The organism is Algoriphagus aestuariicola, from assembly GCF_017254835.1.
Lineage (GTDB): Bacteria > Bacteroidota > Bacteroidia > Cytophagales > Cyclobacteriaceae > Algoriphagus > Algoriphagus aestuariicola.
Map to the genome: position 1 here is coordinate 545,959 of NZ_JAFKCW010000002.1, position 19,349 is coordinate 565,307.

Below are 19,349 nucleotides of genomic sequence, written 5' to 3' on the forward strand. Positions count from 1 at the left end.
AAATAAAAAAGCCGTCTTAAAAAACGGCTTTGAATGGCTAGTATGTAACGCTGTCAGTTCATCCGGTCCAAAACCTCAAACCGAGAAGAATTGGAAATAAATTCGGGGACTAGGGCTTTCAAATGTCTGACAAGGTCCGTTTCGTTGTTCTTGCCGATCAGCTCTTGGAAAAACTCAATCTGTCCGTCGATTCTATGATAGGAAGAAGGTGATACTTGGGCGATTTTGATTTTGGGATGATGGGTAATCTTCACGGTTTCAAAATCATTCAAGAGTTCTTCGAAAAGCTTTTCCCCTTCTCTCAAGCCGCTGAAATTGATTTTGATGTCGACATCCACCTTTTTGCCGGAGAGCTGTATCATCTTCTTCGCCAAATCCAGGATTTTCACGGGTTCCCCCATGTCGAAGACGTAGATCTCCCCCCCTTCACCCATTACTCCAGCTTCCAATACCAACTGGCAAGCTTCCGGAATGGTCATGAAATAGCGGGTTATCTCTGGGTGTGTAACGGTAATCGGCCCCCCATTCATGATTTGCTTTTTGAAAAGTGGAATTACGGATCCATTTGAGCCCAGCACGTTTCCAAATCGCGTGGTGATAAATCTAGTATGTATCTTTTTGTGATGGGTATCCAAATATTGGTTCAAGGCTTGCACGTACATCTCCGCGGCTCTCTTGCTGGCTCCCATTACATTGGTGGGGTTCACCGCTTTGTCCGTGGACACAAAGACAAACTTCTCGACCTGGGCTAACACGGATAGGTCCGCCAAAATCTTGGTGCCAATTACATTGGATAAAATCGCCTCTTCGGGATAATTCTCCATCATCGGCACATGCTTATAAGCAGCGGCATGAAAGACCACACCAGGCTTGAATTCCCGGAATACCTCTTTCATCTTTTTCTTGTTCCTTACGTCGCCTAAAATCACCTTAATCGAACAATCCGGATGATGTTCCTTAAACTCCTGCTCTATATCATAAAGCGGAGATTCGGCAATATCAAGCATGACGATCAGCTTAGGGTGGTAGTGGGAAATCTGCCTACAAAGCTCCGATCCTATGGACCCAGCCGCGCCCGTCACCAGCACTACTTTCCCCTTTAAGTCCTCCTCAATCCTCGGGTTATCCAATAAGATCTGTTCTCTACTCAAGAGGTCTTCAATCTTAATTTCACGTATGGCTCCGGCGGTAAGCCCCCCATTGATCCACTGGTCCACAGGCGGCACCATGGACACCGAAACGTTAAGCCGAAGGCATTCGTCGATGATGTCGTTTTTTCTTGAGACAGAAAGATCCCTCACACTGATGATCAGATCGGTGACTCCATAGAGATTTACGAGCTTTTCCAAGTCATTCAAGCCTTTGTAAATCCGCTTTCCGTCGATGTTCTTGCCTTCTTTTTTTGAGTCATCATCCAAAAACGCGACGATATTCATCTGGCTCTTGCTGTCCTTTTTAATTGCGCTTTGTGCGATTATTCCCGCCTCGCCTGCACCGAAGATGACACCATGCCGAAGCTCACGCTCCGCGAATCCGTTTTTGATGTAAACAAAAAGCTCCTTTACGAGCAAGCGATAAAAAATCAGCATAAACATCGCCGACAAACTGGCTATGACCAGAACAGAGGTCGGAAGAAGAAATCTATCGTTTAGAAGGTTCCCATTGAAAAAATTGAGAAAGAGCAACAGGATGAAATTGGCGAGAACGGTCTTGAAAATGTTCGAACCATCACGGAAGCCTGTGTGTCTTACGATTCCCTCATAGCTTCGGGTATTCTGCATGACCAGAAGTCCCCCTACCATAAAAGTGAAGCTTCCGGCGAAAGCGTCGTATTGTTCGATTAGCTCCAATTCGAAATTGAACCTGACCAAATAGCCGAATAGCGCACACTGAAAAAGAATCAGTGAGTCTAGGGTGGCAATGATCCATCTTGGAAGGATCTTGAGGCCGGACAAAAAATTCATAGTAGAGATAGTTTCAAATAGCCAAAAACGGTTGCGCCCACTATTAAATCATTTTTTCCAGCCGCAAAGTAAACAGTTTTTTTAATTTCCCCCACTTTTCTACACTTTTCGACAGTGCTTGGAGCTCGCAATACTTATGCCTAAAAATCACCACATTTTTTCTGTATGTTTTTAGCATATTTTTTAGGAAAGCTTTCTCGAAAAATCAAAAAAATGAACACAATCAAAATATATTCGATTGATTATCAGTTGATTAATATTAACTCATCACAAAATTTCTCACTATTTAGTTTGTCCCATTAAATTTTCCTACTGTCGCCTGCCCCTGTTGACTGACACCTTTACCCCGCAGCACGTTCCACAGGGTCTGAAACAATATCTTCAGGTCCAATCCAAGTGACACCTTTTCTACATATTGGATATCATAGTCGAACTTCTGTCTCCAAGAGATCGTGTTACGCCCATTGATTTGGGCTAATCCAGTGACCCCCGGTCTGACCTCATGCCGTCTTTTCTGCGCAGAACTGTAGAGCTCCAAATATTCGGGAAGAAGCGGCCGCGGTCCGACCAAGCTCATATCCCCTTTCAATACATTGATCAGCTGCGGTATTTCATCTAGCGAGGTCATTCTTACAAATTTGCCAAGCCAGGTAATCCGCATTCCATCAGATAGCAAGATTCCGTCTTCCGCCCTCCGGTCGTTCATGGTTTTGAATTTCAGGATCTGAAATAGGACAGCATCTTTACCCGGTCTCTTTTGCAAGAAAAAAGGGGACCCTTGAAAGTGAACGGATAGAACCAAAAAAAGGAATAGAAAGACGGGCGAAAATACAATAAGCATCAATGAGGAAAGGAAGAGGTCCAAACCCCTTTTTCCGTAATCCCTGTAAACCACTTCACAAAACTTTACTCAGCGTTTTCTCAAAGACACGGACAACCTTTTTCTGGTCCTCATGGCTGAGGTTTTCTGAACTTGGCAAGCAAATGCCACTTAGAAAAAGCTTTTCGGAAACCCGTCCTCCGTAGAAACGAGCGCCTCTAAATACCGGCTGAAGATGCAATGGTTTCCATAAAAAACGGGTTTCAATACCCTCTCGGAATAGCTTTACCCGCAACTTATCGTTTGAAAATCCGGTTTTCTTTTCATCTATCAGGATGGTACTCAGCCAAAAATTAGAAGCGGACTCCGCAAGTTCCGGCTGAAATTCAATACCAGGAAAACCTTCCAAAAGTGTTCTGTACAGCTGATTCACGGCCCTTCGCTTAGATACGCATTCATCCAGCTTTTCCAGCTGGGCGAGGCCAATTCCAGCAGCCATATTATTCATCCTATAGTTGTATCCGATCTCCAGATGCTGATAGTATGGCAAGTCTTCTCTTGCTTGGGTGGAAAGGTACTTGCCTTTTTCAACAATACTCACGTCGTTAGAAAGCAGGGCGCCACCGCCTCCGGTGGTAATAATCTTGTTCCCATTAAAGGAAAACACACCGATTCTGCCAAAGGAGCCACAGCTCCTCCCCATGTAGGTACTGCCAACTGCCTCTGCGGCGTCCTCCAACACCGGAATATCGTATCTCTCAGAGATTTCCAGGATTTCCTTCATCTTGGCAGGCATTCCAAACAAATGAACCACGACAATAGCCTTTGGTTTCTTGCCTTGGGATATTCTGCTTAAAATAGCATCCTCCAATAATTCAGGAGACATATTCCAGGTATCGGTTTCACTATCCACAAAAACCGGAGTCGCTCCCAAATAGACAATGGGATTGGCTGAGGCACAAAAAGTAAAAGATTGGCAAATCACCTCATCTCCCGACTGCACTCCCAAAAGAATCAAAGCCAGATGTAGGGCGGAAGTTCCAGAGTTTAGCGCGACGGCCTGATGGGATCTTATTTTCCAGCTAAGCTTTTTCTCAAACTTCTCTATAAACTCACCATTCGTCGCTAACAGGCCAGAGCCTATCACCTGTTGCATATAATGGCTTTCATTACCGTCAAAAACAGGAGAGGAAAGAGGAAGAATATAAGCCATTGAATTTTGGGTGAAATTTAGACTTGGATAAACATAACTCTTTAAATGCAAAAAGCAAACCACCAAGCGAGGCCCAAAAATAAAAAAAGTCCTACGACGGACTTTTTTTTATCATTTTTTGCGGCAAAGGGCTAGTTTGAATTTATCCTGCCCGATTCCACTGATTGCTTTTCAAGCTTGATTTTAACTCTTCGCGCCGGATGTATCACCCTGTTTTCCAGCACTCTAGGCGAGTTAATTACCTTTTTCTTAACAAACCTAACCGTGACGGCATCGAGCCTGTAGCCCATGAAAAGTACCAGAGCAGACAAGATCGGCATCACAAGATTATCTGAAAAATCCCCTAAAATAAAAACCAATAAAATGAGTATGAATTGCAAAAAACCTAACATCAATGCAACTTGATCATGTCTCATTCCCATTCTCATCAGAAAATGATGGATATGGCTTTTATCTGCCGACATGGGGTGCTTTCCTTGAGAAATCCTTCTTGCAAATACTCTTGCCATGTCATATAGCGGGTAAATCATCAATACGACACCAGCGGTAAAGGAAGGTTCCAATTTTAGGAAAGCTCCAGAGGGTAGAGCCGCATTATGTTCCATAAAAGCTACCGTCAGACTGCCCAACGAGAAACCCAGGGCAAGGGATCCGGTATCTCCCATAAAGATTTTTGCAGGATGCCAGTTGAATACCAAAAATGCAAGCACACTTCCCAAAAGTGCGAAGCTGAGAACGGCAAAGCTTTCCAAACCCTGTATGTAAAACCATCCACCGAGAAGACTAAGCGTGATGGTAGCTATAGTGCCTGCAAGACCGTCCAGTCCATCGATTAGATTGAATGCATTGGTCAAGGCGAGGAGAACAAAGGAGCTGAATAGGTAGCTAATAATCGTGGGAATCTCATACAAGCCTAAAAATCCATGGAAGTCTTTTATCCGGATATCTCCGGCCACCACCACTAGGAGTACAGCAACTAGTTGGCCCAGGAGCTTATGCTTGGCTTCCAGCTCGACCATATCGTCCCTCAAACCAACAAAAAACATCAGTGCAATTGCTCCCAAGAGATAGCGGATATCCGGTACAGGAAACTGCCAGCCCCAAATGGCAAGTGAAATATACGTTGCCAGTACAAATCCAATCCCTCCCATGGAAGGAGTGAACTTAGCGTGTATTTTTCGACCTCCGGGCACATCGCCAATTTTTGCCTTTCTAAGGATAGAAATCACGATTGGGGTAATCAAAAATCCCAGCGAAAAAGAGGTAAGGGTAGCTAAAAGAAAATACATAATAGGTTGGTCTAAAAGGCGAAAGCTCTTACAAATTTACAAGTCGGCAAATTCTATACCTAGTTTTTGACGAATAAAAAACCAAACAAGGCGAACTTTGAAAAATTCCTAATGAATGAAATATTAGTTTATACTGATTTTATTTGAATCCAAGAACCAATTTTAATCATCCAAAATGGATTTTCCATTGACTTTGTTTAGTAATTTTTAATACCAGAAAGACCAATCCCGGCTTTTATCCTAGGCCTTTTTACCTTTACTCAAACACACAAAATCAATGTGCAAATTTGATAAAATTGCTCATTCGAACTTGTTATGCAATCGATTGTAGTGTTTAAAAATGGAGCTATGCGTCCAATCGTAAAAAACTTTGAGCGGGCTTGTGCTAAAAACTTGATGCTTCGCTATTTGGGAAAGAAATTTCTCTATGACCCTAAACCGAGTGCCAATTAGACATCGATCAGCTGCTGCAAAAATCAACGAAGGGGGGAAAATTTCTACAAAAGTACCTCCATCGAAAATATTAGGTACGCAAGGTTAAAGTGAAAGGACAATTGAAATGCGCCAAGGATATGGCAGCCCTTTGATGAACATTAGGGAACCACCATTGCCGTTGGCCCAAAATCTTATCGAAGGAAGATAAGATGGTTGAGGTCACACTTCTCCCAGATACAGTGAGTCTGAAAACGTCCTCTTTTTGGTCCAGCCATTCTCTTGGCTGAAAGCCAGGAATGCATGCCACCTGTCACTGGATTTGGGAAAGGGCAACGTCAACAAATGGCTTTCCTTTTCCCTGGAATTTCCCATAAACTCCCATACCGAGTTTTGCCTGTTTTCGTGGATCAAAACCAAGAACGATGTATCTCGTGGATGGGACCCTGCTATCCATGAATTGTTCTTCCAGGTAAACAGGACACCGGTTGGGGTCCTTTCCGCTTTGGACTCCGCCGGTCCGAGCAGTGATCCCCGACTGAATTTGACCAAGGAAATATTAAGCTCCTTTTCCCTGCCGCTTCCTATAAAAGAAAAACTGTTCTTGGCCGTAAACGAAACAGCCGCATGGTAGGCTTTCCTCCCGCCAGTCTGCCATTCCTGAAAACCAAAACGGACCAAATGCGTAAAAAATCGGAGAAATTTATGGGTTTGTGTATTTACTGACTGACTGATTTTTTTTGCGTCAGAAGTTCTTTGTTTTGTTGCTTTACTTTGTTTACCGGGAGCCCGCCGTACATAGGTCTGACCGTCCAGTTGATAGAACACCAAGTCTCCTACCTTGCCTCTGATACCTTCCAGTATACTTCCTTTTACCCTCCCCATATCTTAACCTATTGATCCGATGTGGTTTAAGTTAGTGTAACGTAATAAGTAATCAAATAGATATCATTCTTTTTTCAATTTCAAATCAATATCGTATTGCATGTCTATTGCTTATGTATTGGTCTTAGAATAGTCTTTGATTGTTTTATACCTTAGGCTGTTCTAGCGGAAATGCCTTTCCTTGTCCCAGCATCTGGCAGGCAGGTAGGGATGAGCATGCGGAGAGTCTGGCAGGATATTGAAGGTTGGTATTAAGATCGCGTGAAGTTTGATCAAAAGGCCTGTGCAATTGATCGATGTATTTCTTTCCATAGCAGCTGTGTTTAAAAATAAGGACATGTTAAAGTAAGATTTAACAGTATGATGCATTAGAAGAACTAAAAGCTCCATGTTAATCTAGCAATAACGAAATTACATTTCAAAATTTCGGGCTGTCTTTTTTCGCTTCAGACTAAAAATTCCGCCAATTGGCGTGACTGAGGGGACTGGTAAGTTTGCGCTGCCTGTTGAGAAGGAGAACTGGTCTGCGCGGATACACACCACGGTGAGAATACTCACCCGAAACAATTGACCCCAAATCAAAAAATTCGAGTTAAGGAAATCCTTTAAATGAGCTATTTGCTCAACAGCTCCTCCAGTCTGGCCATCATCTCATCCTTCTCCTTGAGCATCCGCTCATAAAGGGCTATTTTTTCCTCGTGGAGTTTTTTGATTTCTTCGAATGGATTAAATTGAAAAGTTCCTCCTGAATTGGCAATGAATGCCTCTTTATTGAATGTATTCGATATGATGTTTACAGCCTGCTCCTCATCAAAATTCTGAAAGGCTTCCACAGGAATCCGAAGAATCTCGCCTACCTGCCTGAGCAGCTCCTCCTCCACTTCTTCCTTTTGCTCCAGGAGGCTGATCTTCTTTTGCGACCAGTCAGGGCCGAGCTCGAAGGCAAGTGACTCCTGCTTGATTCCCATCATCTCACGGAAGCGCTTGATGTTCCGGCCGTGGTGGATCTTTTCGTTCATGGTATTGGGATTATAGCTACTGGAAAAATAAGGCTTTTTACCTTGCTCCTAAAACTAAATTATTCCAATTCTCCGACTCTGACAAGGGATCTTGAAATTTGACCGTCTTTTTGGGACAAAGAATGACGGATTCGGATTTTAAGCCAGTTTGACTTCAGGATTTGATTGAATGGACCGGATATTTTATTCATGATTATCAGCAATCGTACCACTAACCCAATTCCCTTTGTTCTTGGGGCTGGAAGGCCGAAGACTGAAGATCTCTTTGCGGTACGTCCAAGACTCCTTAAAAAAAGGGATGGAGAAATGCAAGGGGGACAGATTGATGTCGGGTAACGCAAGCCGACGGCAGCCATCCGGAGCATAAAAAAACGCCTCTGTTCCCCAAAGGCGTTTTCTGTTGTTCTAATTCTTCCAGTTCTGTTTCAGAAGACCGCTGTATTCCGAAATGCTTATTTTTCCGCTTTATTCCAGAAGTATATCAGACTGGCTTGGGCTATTACGGAAGTCAGGTTCTCCCCTTTCGGGAATTCCGGCGTGCTGGCAGAAGTTTCGGACATGGTGTAGAAATGAGGTGGACAGACTTTATAAATAGGCCTCTACAATCTTGGATACAATCCTCTCTGAGGTTTTACCATCCCACAGTGGAATCCCTTGATATTGTTTCCATTCCCCTTTCATAATCTTGTCCAAATAGGGTTTCAGTTTCCCTGGGTCAGTGCCAACCAATTCATTGGTTCCAAGATGGATGGTCTCGGCACGTTCGGTATTGTCTCTGAGAGTCACGCAGGGGACGTTCATCACGGAAGCTTCTTCTGTTACCCCTCCGGAATCAGTAATTACTCCTTTCGAATTTTTTACGAGGTAATTGAATTCGAGATATCCCAGCGGGTCTGTCATCAGCAGATTTTCGGCAGTGATTCCAATGTTCTGGAGATTTTTGGCCGTCCTTGGATGAACAGGGAAAATGATGGGAAGGCCACCGGTACCTTCCAGGATTGCATCAATCATTGCCTTGAGAGAGTGCTCCTGATCCACATTGGCGGGTCGGTGCATCGTCATCACAAAATAATTACCGGGAGTCAATGCTTCAAAGATCTCTCCTTCCGGTTTCTTGAATTTTGGCAACTGCGCCATGAGTGTATCAATCATGGTGTTTCCGACAAAATGAATGCGAGCCTCAGGGACGCCTGCCTTCCTTAGATTAGAATTTGCGATTTCGGATGTTGTAAAGAAATGATCAGTAATACTGTCTGTGACCATTCGGTTGATTTCCTCTGGCATGCTTAGGTCACCGGAGCGGATTCCTCCCTCAACGTGCGCTACATCAATACCGAGTTTCTTGGCAGCGATAGAGCAAGCCAGCGTACTGGTGACATCACCCACAACTATGACCAGTGTGGGGCGGTTTTCCATGACTTCCCTTTCAAACGCTACCATAATAGCAGCAGTCTGTTCGGCTTGGGTCCCCCCTCCTCCCCCGAGATTGGCGTGGGGTTCGGGGATGTTCAGTTGCTCAAAAAAATCCCCGGACATCTTCTTGTCATAATGCTGACCGGTGTGAACCAATCTAAAATCCAAGGGCTTGCCTTCTTTTTTGGCTTTTTGGATGGCGTGCACGATGGGGGCAATCTTCATAAAATTGGGCCGCGCCCCTGCGACTAGGGTAATGTTAATCATTGAATCTTTGTTTTATTCCAAAAGTAAACAAGCGAAACCTGGGCCATCACTGATGTCAGGTTCTCCCCTTTCGGGAATTCCGGCGTGCTCGCCGGATCGAGCTGCCACTGGTAGTTTCGCGCGTGGATCAGCTGAAGCTTGGAACTTATGATGAGGTTCTCTATTTTTTTGTCATATAGAAAGCCAAGGGAAAGGTCTACCCATGGCTTGCGTTCTGACTGTTGCCCAAAAGCCTTGTTGTAAAAGTCTTGATGATTCTCCAAGCGCTCAAACAGTAGCCCGATCTTATCGAAGTCTTTCACGAGCGCCAGTTCAAGGGTCTGCACGTTTGAACCCGGACCTAAGCCAACACCTAGAGGCTGGCCCATATTGGCAAATCCACCCGCTCTCGTATGTGAATGCCATGAAAGTCCACCTAATGGACTATAACGAATGATTCGATTGATAGACTCTTGTTGATGAGTGATCTCAGAACTTAGCTGAAAATCGAACCCATGGACAAGTTCAGGGAACACTTTATTGAATCCGATCAGATAGGCTCTGGCATGCTCGGGGTTTAAAGTAAATTCTCTCCAAGTATAGGAATGATCCCTTCTACCATATTCAAAGTAAATTTCTGCCTTTGCCTTTTGGAAGTAGTATCTGCCAAAAAAACTAACTTGCTGAGATCGTCCGTTGTCGTCATAGTCCACTGTGTTTCCATTTTCAAAAAATCCGGCTTTTTGAAAGGCCTCGAAGATGGGAAAGTAATCCCAAAAAGTATCTTCCATGAGTGCACGATAGACTTGAAATGTTCGGCTAAATCCAACGCTAAGCCCTTTCACCCATTTGGGTGAATAGTTCAGCGTAATTCCGTTGAGGTAACGCCAGTCATCTGGAAACTCACGGAAATAAAGTGCGTTGAGCTCCTCATTCTGAAGTGCAGGATATCCTCCATTTTGAAGCCTACCCATGATCACTTGTCCTTCAAAGTTGCCAAGAAAAGTCTTAGCCGGGCGACGAGTATTTAAGGTAGCATGGGGAAAACCCGGAGCATTGGTTGAAAAAATCAGGGAATTCCACCGTCCGGGTCCCCACCAAATATTCTTCGTCGAAATTCCCGCTTCAAATGCTCCAGTGCCGAGGGTAAGGCTGCTTTGACCCCATCCGAAATAGCTATACGCCCCCTCTCCAAAACGCTCTGGAAATTCGCTGCTATTCCATAAGAAAAACTTCCCTCTATCAATTGTTTCACCAAATCCCTCATATCCCCTATAGGCTGCATTACTCGCGTACACTAGTTCAGGCTGTATATCCAGTACAACAATATCCTTGAAGAAGGCTCGCCCTCCGGGCATAACTCCCACCTGAATTCCGGGAGTAGGAATAAGACCATAATCTCCCCAACCATAAGACCTCTTATTCAGTGCTTTCAAGGAAACAAAGGCAGGTAACAAGTGGCCTCCAAAATCCGGCTCTTCTTGCAGCCGATCTTTCGTTTGGGAGGAATTGACCATAGGTCTTAATAGAAAGCTTTGATCGACGAGACTGTCACCTAAAAGCTGATCTCTTCTTTGCCTCTCCTGAAGCCAGAAACCAGGGCCCAAGACCTGCCCAAATGAAAAAGGGACAAGGAATGTCATCAATAGGAGGACGTACAGGTATTTCATAACTTTAATCAGACCGATTGAATTGTTGTCAGCATCAAATTGGCGATCCTATTTCTTTCAAAAGCCTTTGCCAGATTTCTACAGCCTTGCTCGTAGTGTTCAAAATTACCTCTGGATGAATACAGTATGTTTAACGCCTCCTTAAATTCCTTTCCATTTTCGGGCTCAAAGCATACTCCGGCCCCATACTGTTCAATAATACCCTTAGTTTCTCCCTGCAAGCCGAGCAAAATAGGCTTTTCGACTGCAGCAGCCTCGAAGATCTTAGATGGAATTACCGTAAGAAACGTATCTGATTTTTTGAGATTGACCAGTGCCACATCCATCAAATGAAGATAGTCTATTACCTCGTCCTTGGGAACAGAGTCGAGGAAGGTTATATTCTGGACTCCTGCCTCTTCCGCCCTTTTGATTAGATTTGCTTTGTTGGCACCATCCCCCATCAACAAAAAGTGTAAATCCGGATAGACAGCTTCCAATTCAATTGCCTGATCCAAAACAAAATCAAGACCATGTGCCATCCCGTGAGTTCCAATATACGAGAGAATAAATTTGCCCCGCAATCCGAGCCGATCAAGCAATTCTACCGGTTTAATCCCCGGATAGTATTTCGAAAGATCGACACCATTTTTATGTACAACTATCTTGTCAGCTACAATACCCTTTTCTGAGATTTTCTTTTTAAACGCGTCTGTTACGACTACAATCTTATTGGCAGATTTATACATGCTCATTTCCAGGGTCTCCAAAAACGAAATCAACCGTCTGTTAGTCATCGCACCCACCGCAACAATAGACTCCGGCCATAGGTCCCGAACTTCCATGATCCATTTTTTCCGTTTTGCCACAGAAAGCGCCCACGCGGACATCGCGCTGAAAAACTGAGGAGACGTTCCTAAGATAACATCTGCTTTGACTGAAAGTCCGGCAAAAAATGACGTCGCGCCAAAACTTACGTAGTCCAAGATCCGTCTGAATGTTCCTTCATTTGCAGTGATGTAGGACCATACCCGAATCACCCGTATCCCCTCTGTTATTTCTTCGGACTTCCAGTTATTTTTATATCCGTCGTAGACCCTTCCCTGAGGGAAATTAGGTGCACAGGTAATGACAGTTACCTCGTGACCAGCCCTCACCCACTCCTTGCAGTGTTCAAACGTTCTGTTTGCGGGAGCATTTACTTCAGGCGGAAAATTGTCGGTGATAAATAGTAATCGCATTAAACGTCTCCTGATGTACAATTATTTTTAAATAATTTAGTTGATAGTAGCATTGAAATTTACAAAATTCATCATAATCGAAAAAGTCTAAAAATTCAAAAAATTTATTACAAATAGAAAAACCTATATACGAAGTTCTTCACTACTACCAAGATTTAAACCCATCTCAATTAGTTTCCACAACAACTATGCTCGAATCATATCCAATTCGAAAAAAATACAAATATAACACGAATAAAAATTCAAGTTCAGAAAATAGAACTTCATTTTCTATACGTCAATGCCGTCTTCAATTCACCGGCTAATGTCTTTGTTATAGCCAACAATCTGGTCAAATAAAAAATAAAACTGTATTCAATGGGATTTCGAAAAAAAATTAAAGAAAAGATGTAGATCTTCACAAAATAGTTGTTAAATATTTTATAGAAACTTCTATAGGATCGTACAGTTGATCCTTCTCTCACACAACGATAATAAATACAGTTCATACTTGACAACTCAAACCTTGTTAAGTTTCTTGACAACGTAAATAGGAAAATAGCATCCTCAGCAATTGTAACATTCTCATTAAATCTAAACTTACCTATAAACTTCCGGTTATAAACCTTACCGCATACACTTGAAAAAAATTTTCTAAAGGAAACGATATCAAATAACTTCCCATGCAGTTCATCAAATGCTCTTGATATATAGTCATCATGTACTGCCCCACACACATCGTTTTTAAAATTGGATTGTACTATTTCCGACTCTGTCACTACGATAGTGTTATACAAAATCTCAAGATAATTTGGTGAAACATAATCATCATCATCAATAAACACGATAAATTCTGAATCAACCGTTCTATCTAATCCAAAATTTCTAGCTGCTGAAACACCTCTAACCGGACTATAAACGCATTTAAAATTATCAAAAAGACTTATATATTCGTTAATAGAAGTAAAAAAAGGCTCCTTTTCCCCATTTAAAATTATTGTAACCTCATACTTACTTCTATCTATGGTTTGCCCCCAAACACTATCTAAACATCTATATATATAGTCTTGTGGTTTATACGAAGGTATAATAACGGATAGCATGTATCTTATTTTAACTTAACCTTATTATCTTTAATTTCAAGATTGCCCTTAGCATTTACTTGTTCAAAGACCCGCGCAGCTGAAATTAAAGACATTTTGTCTTTATAAACAACATTTCCGGTAATAATAGACTTTTTTAAAGACTTACCTCTGATAACAAACGCTTGTCCTTTGCCCGTAATATAAAACACATTATCTCTTACAATTGCGTAATCTCCAGCTATATTTGTCCCATCATTCCAATCTTTTCCACCATGCATATCGATTGCCCAAGTGTTATTTCCATCTTTGCAAAATAAATTTCCTTCAACCGTATACCTAGACCCTTCCCTTCCTGTAGAAGCTATAGAATGACGGTTGTAATTAAAAACATTATTTGTAATAATAGCTTCTCCCTGATCAATTGTAATACCATATCCAAGACCAAATCTTTGATTATGATGGATATAAGAGTTTTTTATTTGTATATTCTCAGCTCCTTTCCGAACGTACACTGCTGTATAGGTCCACTGTGACAATTCGCAATTATCGATCACCAAGTTTCTCATCTGGGTTGCAACTCCCGAAGATACTGGAGTAGCATACATATTATTATGGTACAATTCCATATAACTATTTTTTACATCTACTTGTTTTTTTTCCTCAAAAGAATCGTCTTTGACCAAAACATTCCCATCGTCACCAACTATGGTGACACCATATATTAAGACATTATCCCCATCAACTTTAAAAAAAGGATGTACCCCTGCATTGCTGGTAAATAAAACTGCACCAAGTTCTTTCTTATTTTTTTTTCTATCTCCAATTAACTTAATTCCTTCTTTAATAATAATATTTTTTTCTCCAGACAGATCTATTTGTGCATTTCCTTTTACATAGATAATACTATAAGGTGCTGCTTCTTCAAGAGCAGCTAACAGCTGACTTCTATCAGTTACAATATAATTGGGCTTATTTTTGTACCTTTGTATGTCCTTTTCGGTATAGTCGTTTCCACTCTGTTGGCCAGTCACGGTGTGACACAACAGAACGATCAGTAAGCTAAATAAACTTTTCATATATGGCTCCAAATTTAATAAGCTCCTTCTCCTTCAGTTTATTCAATGTATCTATAGAATAAGAATGAGAAATTACTCTATCTATATCTTTTTTCACAACAATATCCTCTATGTAAAACCCAGATTTATACTTTTCTGTAAAACTAGATAAAACAGGATTGTCAATATTTACTATTGTAGGAATTCCGAGCTCTAAAGCTATAAAATACCTGTTTGGGGCGCAGAGTCTATTATTAATATATGTTGGCAAATACATAATAATAGCAGCATCCGCCAATTTCCAAAATTCTCTCAGGATTTTGTAGGGAACACTGCCAACGAAATAAAAATTACTATAGTCTAAATTATATTGTTGAATAAAGAGATTAAAATCTAACTCAGTAATTCCAATGACAACAATTTTGGTTTTAGGAAAATCTAATTTACTGAAATTTGCCAATTTTTCTCTACCTCGTTCAACTTCCAAAAGCCCCTGATGAACAATAATATTCACTCCATCCTTCTTCAGTTTGATGAGCTGATCCAACTTGCTTTGAAATATTGGATCTATTTTCTCATCGACTTCAATACGCTGATCATCATAGTAGGGTAAATTTAAAAAGTACGAACTATTCGCAATACCCAATTCTTTATCAAGTATCTCCCGTCTCTCTTGGTTCGCATAAATGACAAAATCCGCAACTTGCATTAACCTTCTTTCAAAAAATTGAAAAAGTCTATATTGCAGGGACTCATTTTCATTTGGCATCTCGTGATCATCATAAATAACCGTAACGCGATTTCCAAAGCATTTTTTATATAGATAAACAGGTAAAACAACTGTCATGTCTTGAACATGAATAACAGATGGTTTCAATTGTATGATTCTTCGTATTGCCTTTTGGGTGAACTCAAGAACAGTAAATATCCTTAAAAACCTACTATTCCGAAAAGAAGTGTTTAAATCATGTATTTTTACACCCGTTCCTAAATTTTCAAAATAAGGTCTATCTGGTAAAAGTAAAAAATGGAGATCTAGCTTTTCCTTAAAGTGATTCTGCAAAAACTTGATTTGATTCAAAATTCTCCCGTCGTTATTTAAGTTTGTTTTAGCTATAAATACTATTCTTTTCATAAATTTGGATATTTGTAATATAGAAGTACAAAACTAAAAATAAAATAGAATTTTGGGCCATTAAAGAATCTACATTCAACGAGGCCAGTAAATAAATAATGAACACAATACTAAAAGCCTTGGCACGGTCAATTTTCACAAATCGTGCAAGTATTAAAAGGTATAGTAGCAAGGAGACGACGCCAAAACGTAACAGTATATTGGCAAATGAAGTGTCTGTAGTACTAAGGAGGACGCTTTCTTTTCCGAATCTGGCAGAACGGACAAATATTGGTACATCATATGGTAATCCAATAATCCAATATCCTTTCTCAATTTTCTCTAGAATGCCGATATAAATTTCATCCCTATTGCTTTCGATAGTTGACTCAACAAGAGATGTTTCCTGAAAAATAATAGATAATATACGCCTATCTATTTGTCTCTGAATGGTATCAATATTAGTATAAAGAATAAATGTTAATCCGAGAAATAAAATTGGAATAAAAACAGTCTTTAAAAAAAATTTTCTAGAAAAAGTAATATATGACAGATAAACAAATAACAAAACAAATAGCGCTAGATAGGTTCGATTAAACGTTAGTAATAGAGAAATTATACTCAAAATAGAAACGTACCTAACAAGCACACCCCGATTATACCAAGCATCTCTACTTGAAAATAAAAGACATAGCCCAATTATACCAAATGAAGCATTTGAATTCACTATACGACCATTAGACATTTCTAGTATATCCTCATCTTCCAGGTTATAATAAATTGGCAAATCCACAAACATTGATATAACAGAAAGCAAAACAGAAAATCCAATAGCCCATAGCAATACGTTCCATATAATCTTAACATCGGCTTTAATTCCGACAAAAACAAGGAGCAGGGAAGAATACAAGGGTATACCCAATCTAAAAGCTTTGAATGAATCACTTATTGACTGCTCGAAAATAACTGGCTTTAAAAAAAATTCAGTAATAAACACTAAAAGCAAATAAAACAAAATATATCTATATAATTTACTTTCTATCCTGAACTTTTGGTAAACTGATGTGCAGAATAAGTTAATTAGCGGAAGCAATAAGAAAGCTATTTCATTAACCTTCAAAAAAAATCCAGGCAATGGAATATAAAAACTGTTATTAGTTGGCATAAAGAAACCCAAAAACAACAATACATAAAATAGATTATTGGCTATATTCATTTATTTTTTTAAGGAGAAGATAAATTCCCAGTTTAATCTAAAGCAAGCCAAGAGATACTCCCTCAAACTCGCTGTTGACAGACTGTTAACAAGTACTTTCCATGAGGGATAGAATAACATAATCATAGATAATGCTAGACTTACAGTAACTCCTTCAATGCTAAACTTTGAACCAAAATAAATAAATAAAGGTAACACAATGAGGGTGACAATATTCCAGATAAATTCTAACTTGGTTCTACCAGTAGCAACTACCAGGCTGCCAATCGGATTTCCCAAAGCCCTAAAAATCATATAAATCGATAATATCCTCACCAGCGAAAAAATATCATCAAACCCCTCACCATATAGGATGGTTACGATCCACGGGGTAAAAATAGTTATCCCCAAATATACGGGTATATTAATTGATGCTACAATATTTACCAGTTTAAGATATGCAGCTTTTAATTCCTGAACATTATTTTGTTTCAAAGCCAAAGCCGGAGCAGCCACCTTAACCAAAATAGGATTGATCAGTTGGGCAGGTCGAAAAACCAACTGCTTTGCTAAACTATACCCTCCCAGAACATCCGGAGAAAAAAACTTCCCAATAATCAATATGTCCAAATCTCTGTTAAAATAATTCACAACTTGTCCACCGACTTGATAAACTCCTATTGAGAGAAATTCCTTCGTTTCATTCAATTTGAAATGTAATAAAATTCCGTACTTTTTTACTCCTATACAAAAATAACAAAAATTTGAAAACACAGATTGAAACACAACAGAATACACCAAAGCATACACTCCATATCCATATATCGCTAACAGAATAGAAATCCCCAGGGACAGCAATGCACCGGAGATATCGATAATGCTAGTCTTATCAAAAAGCATATGTTTCTGCTCAATTGTCTTAAATTGCCGTCCCAACCCTGTAAAAAGGAGATTTAACCCTATTAAAGGTATTAGAATGCTTAATAGCGGCTGGTTGTAAAAAGCAGCAACGAACGGGCTTATGAAAACCAAAATAAGATACATCACTACACTCGCTAACCAATTAATCCAATATAAGCTAGCATACTGCTGCTTAGTGATTCCCTGTTTGTGAAGTATTGCTGATGTCAAACCCATGTCATTAAACAACTCCATAAATCCCATCACAAAAGTAACCAAGGCCATTAAGCCGAAATCACTTTTGTCTAGAAATCGAGTTAAAATGGAAATCTTCAGGATTGCCGTCACAGCCAAAACTATGGTACTGGCTGTTGTCCATTTTACTCCGGATTTAACCTGACTATCTAAAGACACTCAATAATTTATCTACGGCTAACAATTGTCTTTCTCTACCAAATACTTGTTTTGCTATTTGTGAGTTATGCTGTCTATCCTGAAGCGATAGTACATGCATATGATCTAATTCGCCTACGGTATTAATCAAAAAATTTTCACTCAGAAGAAATTTATAAAGCGTAGATGACTCATTCATAAAAATTGTGCAGCCATTTATTAGTCCTAAAATAATATTGCCCAATGCTTGCTGCCTCTGATGATTCATGATCATTATATCACAACTATTTATAATCTTAGTATATTCTGAAAAGGGTATAAAACTTGCTAATGGAATAATATTAGGATTTTTAAGATCGATTATGAAATCCAAAAGACTCTTTTTATAATGTTGATCACCATAGCTTAACGGAACATAAACTTTTCTAGAACCCAATTTTGCTTCATTCAGTTTTCGAAGAATGGATAAATGGTTATTAAAAATAGAGGAAGAGTTTCCTAAAAAAATATTTCCTTCAGTGTTTTTACTCACATCCCCTTGTAAATCAGTCACATAGTTAAAATGAAAAAAATTCGAGCTTATTTTATAAGAACTGGAAAGTAAACTAAAATCCCCTGGAACTATTGGGACAATATAATTGAATTGATTGATGACTTTAAGCTTTTTTCTAGTAGCAAAACTTTGGTTCCACAATTTATTGAAATGAATTTTGACTTTATGTTTAAAATACTCCGTGAAACTAGTACTTAGTTTCACTTTATTCAGAAATTCCTTTGAGCCACCATCTAAAAATTTATTGTAAAATAAAGGCAGTGAAAATCCATCCGCGCCCCAAAACATCCAAATTTTAGGTAAAAGTATACTATTAAAGTAGAAAAAATCGACCTCCTTATCCTTTAAGTAATGAACAAAAATTACATCTATACTATTATCTGATAAATAGTTTACACTAACTTCTCCACTTTTCAAAAAGTAATTTTCCACATAAAAAATATCAAAGGTATTCTTGCAGAATTTTATAAACTTCTCATCATCAATTATATGGAGTATCCTCATTTTTAAGTCCAATAGTTTTCGCTCGTACGCCAGCAACAATATAACCCCTAACAATATCTTTTGTCACTGCAGAAACAGAGGTAATTACCACACTATTTCCAATTTAATATCTGGTAATATTGTGGCGTTTGCCCCAATATGTGTATTAATTCGTATATATGGACTTTTCCCAAGATTATCGCCTTAGGAAAATCATCATAAAATCTCCGATTTTACAATCATGTTATGAGTGATTTTACAATATATGAGCGGGGCCAGATCAATTCTTACACCATTTGATATCTTAACTTCATTTAAAATATTACCTTCTTCACTAATCGTAATTTCACTCAAATAGCTTCGCACAACGTCCAAAGAAGTTAAAATAAGAAACTTATCATAAATAGAATATCTCTAAGTA

At 39.7% G+C, this 19,349-nt stretch carries 15 protein-coding genes; all 15 read right to left on the reverse strand.

Going from position 1 to position 19,349, the window contains the following annotated elements; all coding sequences use genetic code 11:
* Positions 1–53: 53 nt before the first annotated feature.
* A complete protein-coding gene (locus J0A67_RS09570) occupies positions 54–1,964 on the reverse strand; it encodes a polysaccharide biosynthesis protein (protein WP_206569090.1) in 1,911 nt (636 codons plus the stop codon).
* 286 nt (positions 1,965–2,250) lie between these two features.
* On the reverse strand, positions 2,251–2,859 hold the full coding sequence (locus J0A67_RS09575) for a sugar transferase (RefSeq protein WP_206569091.1): 609 nt from the start codon (positions 2,857–2,859) through the stop codon (positions 2,251–2,253).
* Position 2,860: 1 nt separating this feature from the next.
* Positions 2,861–3,997 carry an aminotransferase class I/II-fold pyridoxal phosphate-dependent enzyme gene (locus tag J0A67_RS09580; protein ID WP_206569092.1) on the reverse strand — a complete coding sequence of 379 codons (1,137 nt, stop codon included), beginning with the start codon at positions 3,995–3,997 and terminating at the stop codon, positions 2,861–2,863.
* A gap of 131 nt (positions 3,998–4,128) precedes the next feature.
* On the reverse strand, positions 4,129–5,286 hold the full coding sequence (locus J0A67_RS09585) for a glycosyltransferase family 4 protein (protein ID WP_206569093.1): 1,158 nt from the start codon (positions 5,284–5,286) through the stop codon (positions 4,129–4,131).
* A 654-nt stretch (positions 5,287–5,940) separates the two neighbouring features.
* Positions 5,941–6,603, reverse strand: a complete 663-nt coding sequence (locus J0A67_RS09590) for a DUF6266 family protein (protein ID WP_206569094.1) — start codon at positions 6,601–6,603, stop codon at positions 5,941–5,943.
* Between the two features lie 614 nt (positions 6,604–7,217).
* Positions 7,218–7,622 carry a helix-turn-helix domain-containing protein gene (locus J0A67_RS09595; protein ID WP_206569095.1) on the reverse strand — a complete coding sequence of 135 codons (405 nt, stop codon included), beginning with the start codon at positions 7,620–7,622 and terminating at the stop codon, positions 7,218–7,220.
* Positions 7,623–8,207: 585 nt separating this feature from the next.
* Positions 8,208–9,302 carry a non-hydrolyzing UDP-N-acetylglucosamine 2-epimerase gene (wecB, locus tag J0A67_RS09600; protein ID WP_206569096.1) on the reverse strand — a complete coding sequence of 365 codons (1,095 nt, stop codon included), beginning with the start codon at positions 9,300–9,302 and terminating at the stop codon, positions 8,208–8,210.
* Complete coding sequence (locus tag J0A67_RS09605; protein WP_206569097.1) at positions 9,299–10,951, reverse strand: capsule assembly Wzi family protein; 1,653 nt, start codon at positions 10,949–10,951, stop codon at positions 9,299–9,301. Before J0A67_RS09605 ends, wecB begins: the two co-directional genes overlap by 4 nt.
* 8 nt (positions 10,952–10,959) lie before the next feature.
* Positions 10,960–12,171 carry a glycosyltransferase family 4 protein gene (locus J0A67_RS09610; RefSeq protein WP_206569098.1) on the reverse strand — a complete coding sequence of 404 codons (1,212 nt, stop codon included), beginning with the start codon at positions 12,169–12,171 and terminating at the stop codon, positions 10,960–10,962.
* A 263-nt stretch (positions 12,172–12,434) separates the two neighbouring features.
* Positions 12,435–13,253, reverse strand: a complete 819-nt coding sequence (locus J0A67_RS09615) for a glycosyltransferase family 2 protein (protein ID WP_206569099.1) — start codon at positions 13,251–13,253, stop codon at positions 12,435–12,437.
* 5 nt (positions 13,254–13,258) lie between these two features.
* Positions 13,259–14,311, reverse strand: coding sequence for a right-handed parallel beta-helix repeat-containing protein (locus J0A67_RS09620; protein WP_206569100.1), 1,053 nt, complete (start codon positions 14,309–14,311; stop codon positions 13,259–13,261).
* A complete protein-coding gene (locus J0A67_RS09625) occupies positions 14,295–15,425 on the reverse strand; it encodes a glycosyltransferase family protein (protein WP_206569101.1) in 1,131 nt (376 codons plus the stop codon). The genes J0A67_RS09620 and J0A67_RS09625 overlap by 17 nt, the downstream gene beginning before the upstream one ends.
* Positions 15,400–16,620, reverse strand: a complete 1,221-nt coding sequence (locus J0A67_RS09630) for a hypothetical protein (RefSeq protein ID WP_206569102.1) — start codon at positions 16,618–16,620, stop codon at positions 15,400–15,402. Before J0A67_RS09630 ends, J0A67_RS09625 begins: the two co-directional genes overlap by 26 nt.
* Positions 16,621–17,913, reverse strand: coding sequence for an MOP flippase family protein (locus J0A67_RS09635; protein WP_206569103.1), 1,293 nt, complete (start codon positions 17,911–17,913; stop codon positions 16,621–16,623). It lies immediately after the preceding gene.
* Positions 17,900–18,949: a TDP-N-acetylfucosamine:lipid II N-acetylfucosaminyltransferase family protein gene (locus J0A67_RS09640; RefSeq protein WP_206569104.1), complete on the reverse strand. Its 1,050-nt coding sequence runs from the start codon at positions 18,947–18,949 to the stop codon at positions 17,900–17,902. The genes J0A67_RS09635 and J0A67_RS09640 overlap by 14 nt, the downstream gene beginning before the upstream one ends.
* Positions 18,950–19,349: the final 400 nt, after the last annotated feature.

Bases quoted from the DNA above. Each gene is read 5' to 3' on its own strand.
- J0A67_RS09570 (WP_206569090.1), bottom strand. From the start codon at position 1,964: ATGAATTTTTTGTCCGGCCTCAAGATCCTTCCAAGATGGATCATTGCC.
- J0A67_RS09580 (WP_206569092.1), bottom strand. From the start codon at position 3,997: ATGGCTTATATTCTTCCTCTTTCCTCTCCTGTTTTTGACGGTAATGAA.
- J0A67_RS09585 (WP_206569093.1), bottom strand. From the start codon at position 5,286: ATGTATTTTCTTTTAGCTACCCTTACCTCTTTTTCGCTGGGATTTTTG.
- J0A67_RS09590 (WP_206569094.1), bottom strand. From the start codon at position 6,603: ATGGGGAGGGTAAAAGGAAGTATACTGGAAGGTATCAGAGGCAAGGTA.
- J0A67_RS09595 (WP_206569095.1), bottom strand. From the start codon at position 7,622: ATGAACGAAAAGATCCACCACGGCCGGAACATCAAGCGCTTCCGTGAG.
- wecB (WP_206569096.1), bottom strand. From the start codon at position 9,302: ATGATTAACATTACCCTAGTCGCAGGGGCGCGGCCCAATTTTATGAAG.
- J0A67_RS09605 (WP_206569097.1), bottom strand. From the start codon at position 10,951: ATGAAATACCTGTACGTCCTCCTATTGATGACATTCCTTGTCCCTTTT.
- J0A67_RS09610 (WP_206569098.1), bottom strand. From the start codon at position 12,171: ATGCGATTACTATTTATCACCGACAATTTTCCGCCTGAAGTAAATGCT.
- J0A67_RS09615 (WP_206569099.1), bottom strand. From the start codon at position 13,253: ATGCTATCCGTTATTATACCTTCGTATAAACCACAAGACTATATATAT.
- J0A67_RS09620 (WP_206569100.1), bottom strand. From the start codon at position 14,311: ATGAAAAGTTTATTTAGCTTACTGATCGTTCTGTTGTGTCACACCGTG.
- J0A67_RS09625 (WP_206569101.1), bottom strand. From the start codon at position 15,425: ATGAAAAGAATAGTATTTATAGCTAAAACAAACTTAAATAACGACGGG.
- J0A67_RS09630 (WP_206569102.1), bottom strand. From the start codon at position 16,620: ATGAATATAGCCAATAATCTATTTTATGTATTGTTGTTTTTGGGTTTC.
- J0A67_RS09640 (WP_206569104.1), bottom strand. From the start codon at position 18,949: ATGAGGATACTCCATATAATTGATGATGAGAAGTTTATAAAATTCTGC.